Source organism: Gluconobacter frateurii (genome assembly GCF_002723955.1).
Taxonomy (GTDB): domain Bacteria; phylum Pseudomonadota; class Alphaproteobacteria; order Acetobacterales; family Acetobacteraceae; genus Gluconobacter; species Gluconobacter frateurii.
The window spans coordinates 1-15,263 of record NZ_BEWN01000002.1 but is presented as its reverse complement, the minus strand read 5'-3'; the positions used below and the strand labels follow the sequence as shown (position 1 = coordinate 15,263).

Annotated in this window: 16 protein-coding genes; 12 read left to right on the top strand and 4 right to left on the bottom strand. The window is 57.1% G+C overall.

Annotated features, from left to right (window positions below; translation table 11 throughout):
- The first annotated feature begins 37 nt into the window (after positions 1–37).
- Positions 38–1,438, top strand: a complete 1,401-nt coding sequence (locus GFR01_RS05475; RefSeq protein WP_099181643.1) for an amidohydrolase family protein — start codon at positions 38–40, stop codon at positions 1,436–1,438.
- Between the two features lie 37 nt (positions 1,439–1,475).
- Here GFR01_RS05475 and GFR01_RS05470 read toward each other — a convergent pair whose 3' ends face one another.
- Positions 1,476–3,584, bottom strand: coding sequence for a catalase (locus tag GFR01_RS05470; RefSeq protein ID WP_099181642.1), 2,109 nt, complete (start codon positions 3,582–3,584; stop codon positions 1,476–1,478).
- Positions 3,585–3,811: 227 nt separating this feature from the next.
- On the opposite strand from GFR01_RS05470, the gene GFR01_RS05465 reads away from it, so the two are divergent.
- The gene (locus tag GFR01_RS05465) at positions 3,812–4,687 is read left to right on the top strand and encodes an SDR family oxidoreductase (protein WP_099181641.1); all 876 of its coding nucleotides are present in this window, start codon (positions 3,812–3,814) and stop codon (positions 4,685–4,687) included.
- A 21-nt stretch (positions 4,688–4,708) separates the two neighbouring features.
- On the opposite strand, the gene GFR01_RS05460 is transcribed toward GFR01_RS05465, so the two are convergent.
- On the bottom strand, positions 4,709–6,034 hold the full coding sequence (locus GFR01_RS05460; protein WP_099181640.1) for an MFS transporter: 1,326 nt from the start codon (positions 6,032–6,034) through the stop codon (positions 4,709–4,711).
- A gap of 207 nt (positions 6,035–6,241) precedes the next feature.
- On the opposite strand from GFR01_RS05460, the gene GFR01_RS05455 reads away from it, so the two are divergent.
- The 7 genes from GFR01_RS05455 to GFR01_RS05425 all read left to right on the top strand — a co-directional run bounded on the left by GFR01_RS05455 (position 6,242) and on the right by GFR01_RS05425 (position 11,657).
- On the top strand, positions 6,242–6,898 hold the full coding sequence (locus tag GFR01_RS05455; RefSeq protein ID WP_016738444.1) for a 50S ribosomal protein L25/general stress protein Ctc: 657 nt from the start codon (positions 6,242–6,244) through the stop codon (positions 6,896–6,898).
- A 3-nt stretch (positions 6,899–6,901) separates the two neighbouring features.
- The gene (pth, locus tag GFR01_RS05450; protein ID WP_064275525.1) at positions 6,902–7,471 is read left to right on the top strand and encodes an aminoacyl-tRNA hydrolase; all 570 of its coding nucleotides are present in this window, start codon (positions 6,902–6,904) and stop codon (positions 7,469–7,471) included.
- A 215-nt stretch (positions 7,472–7,686) separates the two neighbouring features.
- Complete coding sequence (gene ychF / locus GFR01_RS05445) at positions 7,687–8,781, top strand: redox-regulated ATPase YchF (protein WP_007284278.1); 1,095 nt, start codon at positions 7,687–7,689, stop codon at positions 8,779–8,781.
- A complete protein-coding gene (locus GFR01_RS05440; protein WP_099181639.1) occupies positions 8,774–10,030 on the top strand; it encodes a glutamate-5-semialdehyde dehydrogenase in 1,257 nt (418 codons plus the stop codon). The genes ychF and GFR01_RS05440 overlap by 8 nt, the downstream gene beginning before the upstream one ends.
- Positions 10,031–10,062: 32 nt before the next feature.
- Entirely contained in the window at positions 10,063–10,650 is a 588-nt protein-coding gene (locus GFR01_RS05435) for a nicotinate-nucleotide adenylyltransferase (protein ID WP_244902215.1), read from the top strand.
- 95 nt (positions 10,651–10,745) lie between these two features.
- Positions 10,746–11,198, top strand: coding sequence for a ribosome silencing factor (gene rsfS / locus GFR01_RS05430; protein WP_061929063.1), 453 nt, complete (start codon positions 10,746–10,748; stop codon positions 11,196–11,198).
- Positions 11,199–11,657 (top strand): 23S rRNA (pseudouridine(1915)-N(3))-methyltransferase RlmH, encoded by a 459-nt coding sequence (locus GFR01_RS05425; protein ID WP_063904920.1) that lies wholly within the window; start codon positions 11,199–11,201, stop codon positions 11,655–11,657.
- Positions 11,658–11,723: 66 nt separating this feature from the next.
- On the opposite strand, the gene GFR01_RS05420 is transcribed toward GFR01_RS05425, so the two are convergent.
- Both GFR01_RS05420 and GFR01_RS05415 read right to left on the bottom strand, forming a co-directional pair.
- Positions 11,724–12,449 carry a CHAP domain-containing protein gene (locus GFR01_RS05420; RefSeq protein ID WP_099181637.1) on the bottom strand — a complete coding sequence of 242 codons (726 nt, stop codon included), beginning with the start codon at positions 12,447–12,449 and terminating at the stop codon, positions 11,724–11,726.
- Positions 12,450–12,621: 172 nt separating this feature from the next.
- A complete protein-coding gene (locus GFR01_RS05415) occupies positions 12,622–12,972 on the bottom strand; it encodes a RidA family protein (RefSeq protein WP_010504564.1) in 351 nt (116 codons plus the stop codon).
- Positions 12,973–13,119: 147 nt separating this feature from the next.
- Here GFR01_RS05415 and GFR01_RS05410 point away from each other — a divergent pair, with 147 nt between their 5' ends.
- From GFR01_RS05410 to GFR01_RS05400, 3 genes are read left to right on the top strand one after another with little or no spacing between them, the layout of a single operon-like run.
- Positions 13,120–13,776: an MBL fold metallo-hydrolase gene (locus GFR01_RS05410; RefSeq protein WP_244902179.1), complete on the top strand. Its 657-nt coding sequence runs from the start codon at positions 13,120–13,122 to the stop codon at positions 13,774–13,776.
- Between the two features lie 19 nt (positions 13,777–13,795).
- Positions 13,796–14,287, top strand: coding sequence for a DUF192 domain-containing protein (locus tag GFR01_RS05405; RefSeq protein WP_099181635.1), 492 nt, complete (start codon positions 13,796–13,798; stop codon positions 14,285–14,287).
- Between the two features lie 7 nt (positions 14,288–14,294).
- Complete coding sequence (locus GFR01_RS05400) at positions 14,295–15,263, top strand: SDR family NAD(P)-dependent oxidoreductase (RefSeq protein WP_099181634.1); 969 nt, start codon at positions 14,295–14,297, stop codon at positions 15,261–15,263.

Genomic DNA, 15,263 nt, shown 5'->3' with positions numbered 1-15,263 from the left:
AGCTTGTTCGCGGAGCGGTGAGTGTTATCGTTCCGGGATGAAAATGCTTCGTCCTGTCCAGATTCTGTGTTCTGCCGCGATGGCGGTGTGTGTGTGTGGTGCGGCTTATGCTGCGCCGTCGCATCTTCTTGTTCGTAATGCCCTGATTTTTTCGATGGCCGATGGGCAGAAGGCGCCTTTCAAAGGGTATTTCTCTGTCCGTTCGGATGGCGTGATCGATCATATCGGGGCGGGTGCTCCACCCAACGGGCTGAAAGCCGACCAGGATGTGGATCTGCATGGGCATTGGGTGATGGCGGGCTTCATTTCTGCACATAGTCATCTCTGGCAGGCTGCTTATCGGGGACTGGCGGCGGATCAGACGCTAATGGGCTGGATTGAAGCTCTCTATTCCGGAAAGGCGAGCGTTGCTCGGCCCGAGGATATTTACTGGTTCACGTTGGATGGGGCGCTCGACCATCTCGCGCATGGTGTGACGGCGGCTTACAATTTCAATTACGGTGGGGCGAACCCTGCTGTTGTCGAGGCGACGGACCGGTTGCAGTTCCAGGCAGAGACGGCTTCTGGAATTCGGTTCGTGCATGGTCTGGAGCCATTGCCTGGTCAGTCCGATATCTCACTCGCCACAGCCCGGCAGCATGTGGGCGATTTTCTGGCGTGGTCCGCCGGGCAGCATGTGGGGTCCACGTTCCTGTCCGTGATGATCAATGGTGGGACGGGATTTCACGACACCGGAGAGGTTGCGAAGATCGAAGGGGCATTGATGCGGGAGTATCATCTGCCCAACCAGAGTCATTATCTGGAGCCGCCTGAAAACGTTTCAGCCCAGCAGGCCCGGTTCCACTGGTTTGAGGATGAAGGCATCCTCGGGCCGCATCTGATTTTCGGACATTTCATTCATACAACGCCTGAGATCCTTGCCCGGTCTGTAAAGGCTGGGGCGTCTATGGTCTGGAATCCGCTTTCAAATGGTCGTCTGGCATCAGGGACGGCGGATATTCCAGCTTATCTGAAAGCCGGTTTGCGGGTTGGTATGGGAGAGGACGGGGAAGCCAGTGCGGATCTGGCAGACCCGTTTGAGAACATGCGGACCGGGCTTTATGCCATTCGGGACAAGTACCAGAGCGCTGCAATCATGAGCCCGTATGATGTGGTGCGCCTGCACACGCGAGGGAGTGCGGATGTGCTGGAGGTCGGGGATCGTCTTGGGAGTCTGGAAGTTGGGAAATTTGCGGATTTTCTTGTGATTGATCCGACTAATCTTGGGTATGTGTTTGACCCGTATGCCACGCTAGTTTTTGCTGCGGCTCATGAAAATCTGGAGCAGGTCTATGTGGGGGGCGTGTTGATGGTGGAGCATGGCAAGCCGCTGAAACAGGATTTTGCGCATGTTCGGCAGGAAGCTGATCGACGGGTTGCGGCCTCTGTTCAGCATTAAAAAAAGCCGGGGTGTGATCCCCGGCTTTTTCTGTGTGTCAGACGCTGTGTGTTTTGGCTTCACGATCCCAGAAGCGGAGCTTCCGGCAGGTTGTGATGAAGGGTTTGAAATCGCCATCGTTCTTGATGGCGATCACACCATCGTCCATGTCGTCGGGCGTGATGCCGCCTTTTGCCAGAAGCGGGGCAGTGTCCGGGCCGTAGGCGATGAATTTGGCGTGGGCGAAAGCATCTGCCACGAAGTCACGGGCTGTTGCTTCCTTGCTCAGAAGCTTTGTTCCCTCAGCAGAAGAGAGCAGCACGACGGCGTCGTAAAGTACGGACGGCGCACCGACGATTTTCTGGCCTGCCGGGACGGTTGTGCCGTCTGTCAACGTCACGCCTCCGACCACGGGGGCGACCAGTTCAATCAATGTGCCTTCCGCCTTTGCAGCTTTCTGGAGAGCGTCCAGCAGGGCTGCATCCGTACCGTCTGTAATCACCACGCCCAGTTTACGGCCTGCGAAAGAGGCTGGCCCGTTCTTGAGGATGCTGAGCGCTGTTGAGGCGGCCAGGTCGGTGATGGGTGTACGGGCAGCCGGAGCCGGGGCAGGCAGGTCTTTCAGGCCCAGACCTTCAGCTACTCCCTTGGCCAGCGTTTCATCCACATTTAGAAGATGAGCGACGACGCGGGAACGGATGTTTGGCGTCTCAACCTTGCTGAGTTCGAACACGAACGCGTTTTTGATGTGCGTTTGTTCGGGCTTTGTCTGGCTGATGTAGAACTGGCGTGCCTGGCTGTAGTGATCGGCGAAGAGTTCACCGCGTTCGCGGGTCGTGCGACCGTTGTCATCCGGGAAGTGCCGGTAGCCGGTTTTGGGGTTTTCACGCGGACCTGCACCCCAGGAATTGGGCTCGTAATTCACGCGGCCCTTCGGGTTGTGCATGGCAGCGTGGCCGTCCTGCTGGAAGTTGTGGAACGGGCATTTGGGCGCGTTAATGGGGATATGCGTGAAGTTCGGGCCCCCGAGACGCTTTGTCTGCGTATCCAGATACGAGAAGTTCCGGCCTTGCAGGAGCGGATCGTTGGTGAAGCCGATACCGGGAACGACGTTCTGGGTGCAGAAGGCGACCTGTTCGGTTTCGGCGAAGAAATTGTCCACCACGCGGTCCAGCACAAGGCGGCCGATCCGGCGGACAGGGACCAGTTCTTCGGGGATAAGTTTGGTCGCATCCAGAATGTCAAAGTCGAATTTGTCGGCGAAGGCGTCATCAAAGAGCTGTACGCCCAGTTCCCATTCCGGGTAGTCGCCGGATTCGATGGCTTGCCAGAGGTCGCGACGGTGGAAGTCAGGGTCGGCGCCGTTGATCTTGACGGCCTCGTTCCAGACAACTGACTGAAGGCCTTGCTTCGGCTTCCAGTGGAACTTTACGTAGGTGGATTTTCCTTCGGCGTTTATGAGCCGGAAGCTGTGGACGCCGAAGCCTTCCATGAAGCGGAAGGAGCGGGGGATGGCCCGGTCTGACATGATCCAGAGGAGCATGTGGACGGTTTCGGGCGAGAGGGATGCGAAGTCCCAAAAGTTGTCATGGGCAGACTGCGCCTGCGGGAAGCCGCGATCGGGCTCTTCCTTTACGGCATGTACCATGTCCGGGAACTTGATGGCGTCCTGGATGAAGAACACGGGCATGTTGTTGCCCACAAGATCCCAGTTGCCCTCTTCGGTGTAGAGCTTCACGGCGAAACCACGGACGTCGCGCGCGAGATCGAATGAGCCCTTGCCACCTGCGACGGTTGAGAAGCGGACGAATGCCGGGACGCGGGTTCCGGTTTTACCGAGGACGCTTGCGGTTGTGTAGTCAGACAGGGAGTCTGTGAGTTCGAAGAAGCCATGAGCGCCGTAGCCGCGGGCATGAACAACGCGTTCTGGAATGCGTTCGTGATCGAAGTGGAAGATCTTCTCCCGGAAATGGAAGTCTTCCAGAAGCGTTCCGCCGCGCGGGCCAGCTTTCAGGGAATTCTGGTCATCCGCGACGGGAACACCCTGCTGGGTGGTCAAGGTTGGGATGTCGCCACCTGCGGTCTGATGGGTTGCACCCTGGGGGCCGCGCTCGAAGGTCTGGTCACCGATGGTCACGGTGGTGCGTTTATCTGCCGTGTCGCTCATGGTTCGGTCCGATCTGCTGTCGTCGCGAATGTCCGGACTGAATAATGCCGGGCACGTCGTTTCGAATTCGGTAAGTCGATTTCCGGTTTGGGAAATCCTTCACTCTAGAAGTCTGAGTCCCCGGTAAATGTTCCGGAAAATAATTTGCTGAAATGTTCTGAACTGAATGAAAGAGTGTGTCGTTAGGGCTCCTTACTTGCATCTTTCATGCAGTTCAGGAGGCTTGAATGCCTGTCGATCCTCGCAATCGTTATCCTCAGCCTCCTTTTGAGGGGCAAAGCCAGCCTTTTCCGGGTCTGTCATCAAAAATGACGCCACAGCCTGATTATGGAGAAAAGACCTATCAGGGCTCCGGGAAGCTAACGGGGCAGGTGGCTCTGATTACAGGTGGCGATTCCGGAATTGGACGTGCTGTAGCACTGGCTTTTGCCCGGGAGGGGGCGGAGGTTGCGATTTCCTATCTCGAAACCGAAAGTCAGGATGCAAAGGATATTGCAGGGCAGATCGAAGCAGAGGGACGTCGTTGCCTTCTGTTGCCGGGAGATATCCGTGAGGCGACGCATTGCAAACTGCTTGTTGGCAGGGTTCTGGAAGAGTTCGGTCGTCTCGATATTCTCGTGAACAATGCTGCGTTTCAGAACTGGGCGGAGCATCTGGAGGATATCAGCGACGACGAGTGGCGGCGTCATTTTGATACAAACACGCATGCTCTTTTCTATTTGACGAAGGCTGCTTTGCCTCATCTGAAGCCGGGGGCGTCCATTATCAACACGTCCTCGGTTAATCTGAAGACGCCGCCTCAGATTCTTGTGCCATATTCCATGACGAAAGCGGCCATTGCGAACTTTACGGTGAGTATGGCGCAGCAGCTTGCATCTCGCGGCATTCGGGTGAACGGCGTTATGCCTGGCCCGATCTGGACGCCGTTCATTGCGACGGGAATGCCGGAAGAAGCGCAGAAGAGTATTGGGTCTGATGTTCCGCTGGGCCGACCGGGTCAGCCAGCAGAACTGGCTGGAGCTTATGTATATTTTGCTGATCCGCTGAACAGTTACACGACGGGTGCTCTGTTGCCTGTTAATGGCGGGATGCCGATGCTCTGATCGGGCCGGATATTTTGGATTTCAGTGGAACGCCTGCTCCTGATCGAGCGGGCATTTTTCTGTTTTGGGTCCGAAGAGCAGGGTGATGCAGGCTCCTGTCAGAAGAACACCGGTTGTGAGGCCGAAGACACCGGGGAAACCGGCTTTCGGGTAAATCCAGCCAATCAGGACGGGGGAAGAGATGGCGCCCAGACGGGCGATTGCGGAAGCCAGTCCCATACCTCTTCCCCGCAGGGATGTCGGGAAGAGTTCGGGGGTGTAGGCGTAGATGCCGCCGTAGGTTCCATTCATGAACATGGACAGCATGATTCCGAAAAGCAGGACCTGTGTGGGTGTCTGGCTTGCGGCCATGCCGATGGCACTGATCCCGCCACCGATCATGAAGGTAGCGACCGTGGCGCGTCGACCAAGACGCTCGGTGCAGAAAGCCGAGGCCAGGTATCCGGGAAGTTGTGCTGCGTAAATCGAGATGGCGTAGGCAAAGCTGCGGGTCACGGTCATGCCACGCTCGATCATGAGCGTCGGGATCCAGGTAAAGAATGCATAGAAGCAGAAGGTGATGCTCAGCCACATGGCCCAGCTCATGAATGTGGAGCGTCTGAGATCGGGGGCGAAAAGGTCGCTCAGGGGGCGGTGTGTTTTTTGGGCTGTGTCGGGAGTTATCGAAAGACCTGCGGCCAGTCCGGCGCTTTGTTCGATAGTTCCGACAATTCGGCAGGCTTCAGGGGTTCGTCCCTGCTGGTCGAGCCATCTTGGAGATTCGGGGAGAGTGCGTCGCCACCAGAGGAGCATCAGGACGGGTAGTGCTGTGGCAACGAGGGCCCATCGCCAGCCATCTGGTGATGAAGGGACGATCATGAAGCCTAGAATGGCGGCGGCAACGTAACCGAAAGAATAGAAGCCGGTCAGGCTGGCCGTGAAGGCGCCGCGATAACGGGATGAGACGAATTCGCTCAGATAGGGGGCGATGATCGTGGCTTCTGCGCCGGCGCCCAGTCCAGCGAGAAGACGGGCACTGAAGAAGCCGCTGAATGTGCCGGAGACTGCCGAAAGAAGGGACCCGATGGCATAGAGCGCGAGGGCGCTCATCATGACGGAGCGGCGGCCCGATCTGTCAGCCCACCAGCCGGCCAGTAGGGAGCCGAGGCCATATCCCAGATAAGTGGCGCTTCCCAGAACGCCCAGGGCCGGGCCAGACAGGTGCCATTCCGTTTTCAGAACCGGGAGGGTGAAAGCAACGATGGCGGAGTCCAGACCGTCGAACATGTATCCGCAGCCACCAAGGATCAGAAGCCGGCGGTGGAAGGGGGTGAAGGGCAGGCGTTCGAGGCGCTGGGCAATGCTCATGGATTCTCTGTGACGGGGTCAGCTATGGGACGTGCGACAGACTATCCGGCGGTTTGGGGGAGGGTCCAGTCATGGTGGGGCTGGTTGGAGGACGATGGAATCCGGGAAAAAGGTTGTGTGTGGCGCAGTTTTCCGCTATTTCGCCGCTCGCACAGGCACCCCTGGAGGTCTGTGTGGTGACAAAATTCAATACGCAGGAGCGTAACAGTGGCTAATTTGACGACACTTGCTGTCTCGACGCGCGCGAAGGCTGGTAAGGGGGCAGCGCGCGCAACGAGACGTGCCGGGCTGGTTCCGGCAGTAATCTATGGTGGCAAGCAGGAGCCTTCCATCATTGCTCTTGATCCGCGCGTGATCATGAAGGAACTGCACCGTGGTGGCTGGTCCTCCCGCGTGTACAACCTGGCAGCAGAAGGCGCAGAGCCGGTTGCAGCTCTGATCCGTGACGTGCAGCTACACCCGGTGACGGATGCTCCGATCCATGTGGACTTCCAGCGCGTTTCCGCTGGCACGAAGGTTCACGTTGAAGTCTCCATCGTCTTCACGGGCGAAGAAAAGGCTCCGGGCATCAAGCGCGGTGGCGTTCTGAACGTTGTCCGTCACTATGTTGACGTTGCTGCTGACCCAGCCAACATTCCTGAGCACTTCACGGCTGACCTGAGCGCTCTGGATATTCATGACAGCGTTCGCTGGGCTGACCTGAAGGGCACCGAAGGCGTTGCTCTGACGGGTGGTCAGGCTACGGATATCGTGATCGCTTCCGTTGCTCCGCCGACCATCGATGCAGAAATGGAAGCTGAAGCTGCTGCCAAGGCTGCTGCCGCTGCTGAAGCCGCTGCAAAGCCGGGCGCAAAGAAGAAGTAAGTCATGAGGCTCTGGACCGGTCTCGGCAACCCCGAGCCGGGGATGAGCCGTCATCGACATAACATCGGCTTTATGGCGGTTGATGAAATCGCCAGGCGTCACGGGTTTTCCCCGTGGCGCAAGCGCTTTCGGGGGGAGACTTCCGAGGGTGTTCTTGGGGGGCAGAAAATCCTGCTCCTCAAGCCGATGACCTACATGAACCTGTCGGGCGACAGCGTTCAGCAGGCCGCGCAGTTCTTCAAGATCGCGCAGGCCGACATCACCGTTTTCCATGATGAACTCGATCTTGCTTTCGGCAAGCTGCGCATCAAGCGCGGCGGCGGTGCGGCAGGGCATAATGGCCTGCGCTCAATGGATCGCTGTCTTCCCGGGCCGGATTACTGGCGTGTGCGGATGGGCATTGGCCATCCGGGGCACAAGGACCGGGTACACGGGCATGTTCTGGGAAATTTCGCCAAGGCGGAAGAACCGGAGCTGGAGCGGTGGCTTGAGGCGGTTGCGGATGCTGCGCCTATTCTGGCCAAGGGCGAAAATGAAGCGTTCATGACAAAAGTGGCGCTGCTTACGGCCTGAGTTCCTGGAGACTTCACGTCTCTTATGGTCAGATTTTTTCACTGTTATAATGTGCGGGTATCGTTACCGGAGAGAGATCTCAGGCGGGAATCGTACTCTGCCGCCTGTTTTGGGGGCGGCAGGTGTTGTCCGTGGGCGCGGATTCTGCGAACACAGGGCAACTGAATTCTGAGACTGGGCTGACCGATCTGGCGGCCTGAAAGATGGAGAGCACAATGGGTTTCAATTGCGGCATCGTTGGTCTGCCCAATGTTGGCAAGTCCACGTTGTTCAATGCCCTGACGGAAACAGCCGCAGCGCAGGCAGCGAACTACCCATTCTGCACCATTGAACCGAATACGGGCCGTGTTGCCGTGCCGGATCCGCGGCTGGATATTCTGGTGAAGATCGGCAAGTCCCAGAAAGAGATCCCGACCAGCCTTGAATTTGTTGATATTGCGGGTCTGGTGCGTGGTGCGTCCAAGGGCGAGGGGCTGGGGAACCAGTTTCTGGCGAATATCCGTGAGACGGATGCGATCATCCATGTTCTGCGTTGTTTCGAGGACGATGATATCACGCATGTCGAAGGTGGGGTGGATCCGGTTCGGGATGCGGACATCATCGAGACTGAACTGATGCTTGCGGATCTGGAAAGCCTTGAGAAGCGCCAGATCAATCTTCAGAAGCGTGCCCGTGGGAATGACCGCGAAGCACAGGCCCAGCTTGAGCTGATGGAGCCGCTGATTGCTGCGCTGCGTGATGGTAAGCCTGCACGTACGGCGGTGCCAAAGGGCCAGGAGGAGGAGGCTGCGCGTCTTCAGCTTCTGACGACGAAGCCGGTTCTGTATGTTTGTAACGTTGAGGAGGCTTCTGCGGCCACTGGAAACGCGCACTCGGAGGCGGTTCGCAAGCGCGCTGAGGAAGAGGGCGCTGGGGTTGTGATCGTGTCTGCGGCGATCGAGGCTGAGGTCAGTCAGTTGCCGCAGGAAGATCGTACGGAGTTCCTGGAAGGGCTTGGTCTGAGCGACAGCGGCCTGGATCGTGTGATTGCGGCTGGTTACCGCTTGCTGGGTCTGCGAACATACTTCACGGTTGGTCCGAAAGAAGCGCGTGCCTGGACGATTACGGCAGGAACGAAAGCGCCTCAGGCTGCTGCCGTTATTCACAATGACTTCGAACGTGGCTTCATTGCCTGCGAAACGGTTGCTTTTGACGACTATGTGGCCTGCAATGGTGAAGCAGGAGCCAAGGAGGCCGGGAAGTTGCGGATTGAGGGCAAGGAATATGTTGTGCAGGACGGAGATATTCTCCTGTTCCGATTCAATGTCTGACGCTTCGGCTATCCTGAAAAGCCTGACGGACAAGGCCCGTCAGGCGAGCCGTGGCTTGGCGCGGACTGATGAGGCCACGCGGAACCTGGCGCTTGTGGCTGCTGCTACGGCACTTCGTGAAAATTCTGAAGCGATTGTTGCGGCCAACCAGCAGGATCTGGCCACACTGTCTGCTGACCGGACGGCAGCGTTCCGGGATCGTCTGACGCTGACGCCCGAACGGATCGAGGCTATGGCGAAGGGTCTGGAAGACGTTGCCAGGCTGCCAGACCCACTTGGACGTATTCTGGCGGAGTGGGAGCGACCAAACGGGTTGCTGTTCCGCCGGGTTGCGGTGCCGCTTGGTGTTATTGGCATGATTTACGAAAGCCGGCCGAATGTTGGCGCTGATGCTGCGGCGCTTTGCATTAAGTCGGGCAATGCCGTCATTCTGCGCGGGGGGGGCGAAAGCCTGCATTCGGCGCGTGCCATTCATGCTGCGATGGTTTCTGGGTTGGAGCAGGCGGGTCTTGATCCGGCTTGTGTGCAGATTCTGCCTTCTGCTGATCGTGCGCTGGTTGGGGCTCTTCTTCAGGCGGCTGATGGGGTTGATCTCATTATTCCGCGTGGTGGGAAGTCCTTGGTTGAGCGCGTTCAGCGTGAGGCGCGTGTGCCTGTTCTGGCGCATGCGGATGGGCTGAATCATACATATGTTCATGCCAGTGCTGATCCGGAGATGGCGCGTCGGGTTCTGCTGGATGCCAAGATGCGGCGGACGGGGATCTGTGGGGCGACGGAGACGCTGCTGATTGATCGGGCTATTGCTCCGTCACTGCTGCCGCTGATTGTAGACGATTTGGCTGCCAAAGGTTGTACGTTCCGGGCAGATGACGCTGCTCGGGCGATTGTTGCGTCTTTACCGGCGGCCAGTGCGGCGGATTTCGATACCGAATGGCTGGATTCGATTCTGTCCATTGCGGTTGTGGATGGCGTTGAAGAGGCTCTTGAGCACATTACACGTCATGGCAGTGCACATACGGAAGCCATCATTGCCGAAGATCCCGAAGCTGCTGCCGTGTTTCTGAATGGGACAGACAGTGCTGTGGTGTTGTGGAATGCATCTACGCAATTCTGTGATGGTGGTGAGTTTGGATTCGGGGCGGAGATCGGTATCGCTACAGGGCGGATGCATGCCCGTGGGCCGGTCGGTCTCGAGCAGTTGACCTGCTATCGCTACGAAGTCCGTGGCAATGGACAGGTGCGCGGCTGACCGTGATCCCGACATTTGGGGACGGGCGCCGGATGCGGATTGGCCTTCTGGGAGGGTCTTTCAATCCGGCGCATATCGGGCATCTTCAGGTGGCGCAGCGTGCCTTGCGCGCTCTTCGGCTGGACCAGGTCTGGCTTATGGTGTCACCGGGAAATCCGCTGAAGCCTCGCAAGGGTATGGGGACGTTCAGGGCGCGACTCGCCTCGGCGCAGAGATTTGCTGACGGACGGCGCATCTGTGCGACGGATATCGAAGCTCGTCTGAAACAGCGTTATACGGTAAAGACTGTGGCGTTGTTGAAGCAGCGTTTTCCGAATGTGCAGTTTGTCTGGCTCATGGGTGCTGATGGGCTTGCCCAGTTTTCCCGATGGAAGAACTGGCGTGCTCTGGCCCGGATGATTCCGATCGCGATTCTGCCCCGGCCAGGAAGTGTAACCCCGGCATTACATGGGGCGGCAGCCTCGGTTTTGCGTCGGAATCGGCGGCCATCGAGAGAGGCCCCCATACTGGGGCGGAGAAAAGGAAGCGCTTGGACGTTCCTTTCTGCGCCGCAGAACGATATATCGGCTACAGCGTTGCGTGAGTCTGGGCAAACCTGTCTGGACGCGGATCAGGAGTAAAAACCATCACCAAGACGACCTCAACCGACCCGAAGGCCAAGACCACGCGTCGGAAAACCAGCACCCCTGATGCGGCACTGGCCGAGGCTGCCAAGGTGCCGGGAACGCCTCGCAAGAAGGCTGCTGCTGCTGGTCCGAAGAAGACAGCAGTCAAGCGCGAGCCTGTGCAGCCGGACGTTCTGACGAAAATGCTCTCCATCATCACGGCGAGCCTTGAGGAAGACAAGGCAGAAGACATTGTGGTGGTGGATCTGGTGGGACGCGCCAACTTTGCTGACCGCATGGTTGTTGCGACAGGTTTGGCGGACCGTCAGATTGCGGCCATGGCTCATCACATCGAGAAGAAGCTGGGTGAAGAAGGCTTTAACCGCGTTCTCGTTGAAGGGGCTAATGGCAGTGACTGGGTACTGCTTGATGCTGGCGACATCGTTGTCCATCTCTTCAAGCCGGAAAGTCGTGAACTCTACGGTCTTGAGAAGATGTGGAGCGCTGATCTTGATTCGAGCGAATCCGAAGTGGCGGTAGGCAAGGGCGAAGAGCAGGGCTGAATGAAGCTCGTTGCTATCGGGCGTCTAAAGTCTGGGCCGGAACGGGAGCTGTTTGACCGTTACGCGGCTCGGATTCGTCCTGCTTTGACTGTTACGGAGCTACAGGCTTCCAAAGGCTCGGTTCAGGAGCAGAAACGGCGAGATGCCGGTATGCTTCTGGGGGCTTGTCCTGAGAACGCATTCGTCGTTGCCTTGGATGAGGGTGGCAAAACGCATGGTAGCTTGCAGTTCGCTACTCTTCTTTCGCGATGGCAGGAAACAGGCCGGCCTCTTCATTTCCTCATAGGAGGAGCGGAAGGGCTAGATGGTTCTGTTATTCAGAGAGCGGATGCCGTCATTTCTCTGGGGGCCATGACGTGGCCTCACATGCTTGTACGGGTCATGATTGCAGAGCAGATTTTCAGGGCTCAGGCGATTAACTCCAATCATCCGTATCATAAGGATACGCGACCTGATTGAAGTTCGACCACTTGTCTGAACACAAAAAAAGCGGGGATCTACCCCGCTTTTTTTGTGAACTCAATCTTAGCGGATTGAGCGGTTGGGAGCGTCTGAAGTGAACGCGTCGTCCGGGGCCTCAGCAACTTCCGTGTTGCTCATCGGGTGACCCAGAGCGTTCGATCCGTGGAAAACGGCGCGATGACGGAAGGTCGTGGGGCGGCTTTCGCGAGCTACCATCACCTGCGGAGCAGGGCGTCCGTCATCCGGACGGCCGTAGATAAAGCCATAGGTGGGGTAGATGCTGCCGAATCGTCCGCTGCGGTCATTCAGTGCAACGCGGACTGCGCTCCAGTCATTGTTGGGCGAGACGTCTACAACGCGCACATTGTGTGCGATGCCGTTGGAGGCCCAGTGAGACTGGTCGATGTAGATGGTGCGGCTATTTTCTACCGAACGAACAACGGCCACATGACCCAGTGGCATGCGGCGGATACCTCGGAAATTCAGGACTGATCCTGCTTCAGGGGCGTTGCCTCGGGCGTAGCGGCCAGCAGCATTATACCACCAGTCACGGGCATTGCCGTGAAGGACAACGTCAGAAGCTTCTTTTGCGTAGGCTACGCACTGAATGACGTGTGCCGTGGAGAATGTGTGGTGGTGATTGGAATGGGATGCCCGGTGAGAGCGGAAGACACTGTGACCGCCGTGTGATCCACGGAGGTGTTTGGCCTGTGCATGACTCGAAAAGAACATGACAGCTGAGAGCGCCAGGGCGGAGAAAAAAGTTTTCCGGCAACTTTTATGCGTCACGATCTTTTTGATCCTGAATTGGCTTGTGTCGTTCGGGTGACAGGGAGCTAACAATCTTCATGCAACCCTGACAAGGGCAGAATGCATTGCTGAGGGTTAAATTTTCATTTCCATTGAAAATCTTTCTCGCGTCGCATTCTGCCTTAATTATGCCTTATTGACCAAGATTGGCTTATTTGGTCGTCGTCAGCATGATTTCCACGAGGATGCGCGGGTCAGCCATGACCGCCTGAACGCAGGCACGTGCAGGAGCCAGACCTTCCTGAAGCCATGCGGACCAGTGCGTGTTGAGAGCATCGCGGTCGGCAATGTCCTTCAGCCAGATCTGTGCCTGAAGAATGCGGGTGTTGTCCGTGCCGTGCTCTTCGAGGATGGCGTCCAGCTGGGCCAGCACGTCCTTTGTCTGTCCGTTGATGTCCTGAGACAGATCTTTGGCGACGACACCCTGCGTAAAGATGAAGCCGTGATATTCCACAGCCTTGGACAGGATGGCGTTGGGTTCTGTGCGGATGATGCGGCTCATGGTGTGTTCCTGATCCTGAGGGAAGAAAGGTGCAGAGTGATGTGCCTTTGAGGGCGGGTCAATCACCCCGCCGGTCCCTTGTGGTAGGGGGAAGGACGCGGTATCGCCGGGAACGATGGATGAACCGGCCGGTCGGGAGACAGAACCGTGGTCCCTTTGAATGTCAAAAGAGTAGCTGTGACGCCGATCCGGCAGAACTGCACGATCCTCTGGGATGAACGGAACCACGCCATCGTTGTGGATCCGGGCGGGGACGTGGATCACCTGCTTCAGGAGCTCAATGGTCTGACAGTTGATGCGATCCTGCTGACCCATGGGCATCTTGATCATGCGGGTGGCGCTGATGAGCTTCGAGCGCGTTTGACTGAAGCACAGGGGCAGTCTGTTCCAGTTCTGGGGCCTGATCGTCGGGATGCGTTTCTTCTGAGTACTATTGAGAAGCAGGCGGCTCATTTTGGTTTGAATGGCATGGTCAGTGTCGTGCCAGACCGGTTTCTTGAAGATGGAGAGACGCTGCGGCTTCTGGGGCACGATATTGAGGTGCGGCATCTTCCGGGTCATACGCCTGGTCATGTGGTTTTTATTGACCATGCCAATGGTAGAGCAATCGTCGGGGATACGCTGTTTCGTCGGACAGTAGGTCGCACTGATTTTGCATACGGTGATTCTGAAGCCCTGATTGCTGGTATTCGCCAGCAACTGCTGAGTTTGCCGGATGATACCGTAGTGCTGTGTGGGCACGGAATGCCGACCACGATTGGCGAAGAGCGTCGCTCCAATCCGTTTCTTGTTGCTGGTCTATAAATTTTCAAAGGGGTTTTTCATGCGACTTTCTGTGTGTTCCGTGTTGGCGGCTGCATGTTTTGCTGTTGGTGGTCTATCTGGTTCCGCTTATGCGGCGGAGGAGCCGATCCGTCAGGCACAACCGGTTCTGCCGACAGCCCCTCTGACGATCACCACGCATGATGGGGTCAAGCATCAATTCACGGTGGAGCTTGCGAAAACATATCGGCAGCAGGAAATCGGCGAGATGTTTCGCAAGGAGTTGCCGAAAGACAAAGGCATGCTCTTTCTTTGGCCGAGCCCGCAGGTGTCGGATATGTGGATGAGGAATACTCTGGTGTCTTTGGACATCGTGTTTATTGATTCCACCAACCATATTCATGCGATTGCTGAAAAGGCTGTGCCCTTGAGTGAGGCAATTCTTAGCAGCAACGGTTCTGTTGCCAATACGCTTGAGCTTGCTGGTGGTGTCACGGAAGAACTTGGTATTCGGGTGGGTGATGCGGTCAGCAGTCCGGCTCTGAAGCACTGAGACGGTTGTGAAGGTTCTTGTTACTGGAGCGGCTGGCTTTATCGGGTTTCATGTTGCGGACGCATTGCTTGCTCGCGGGATGGACGTTGTCGGTGTTGATACGCTCAACAGCTATTACGACCGTTCTTTGAAAGATGCGCGTCTGCAGCAATTGCAGGGGCAGGCCAGATTTTCGTTTCTGCAGATGGATGTGTCTGACAGGGATGGGATGAAGTCTGTTGTGGCGGCTCATCCGGATATTGAGGTTGTTATCCATCTGGCCGCGCAGGCAGGTGTTCGGTATTCGCTGGTGGATCCTTACTCCTACGTGCAGACCAACGTCATGGGGCAGGTCGTCCTGTTGGAAGCCTGTAGAGACCTGAAAGACCTGAAGCACTTCGTTTATGCGTCTTCGTCGTCTGTCTATGGCAGAAACCGGTCATTGCCTTTCAGGGAAGGTGATCGGGTAGACGAGCCTGGCTCTTTGTATGCCGTTACCAAGAGGGCGGGTGAGCTTACGGCGTCCACTTATGCGTATCTTTATGGAATTCCTCAGACAGGGTTGAGGTTCTTCACTGTTTATGGGCCATGGGGGCGCCCCGATATGGCTTATTATGGTTTTGCCGATGCGATCTGCACGGGAAAGCCTGTAACTCTTTACGAGGGTGCTAACCTGTCGCGGGATTTCACATATATAGATGATATCACCGCAGGCATTCTGGATGTCATGGATATGCCGCCCGCGAGAGGCGAGGCGAGGCTTCTCAATCTGGGGGGAGATCGACCTGAGCGTGTGACCACTCTGATTGGTCTTCTGGAAAAATATCTCGGTAAGGCTGCGCGGATTGAACTTCAGAAGCGGCCTGTCGCTGATATGGAGAAGACGTGGGCCTGTCTTGATGATGTGAAGGGGCTTTGCGGATGGGCGCCGCGAGTTTCCCTTGAAGAGGGCGTTATGAAATTTGCCGCTTGGTACCGGGAATTTCATAAAAATTGA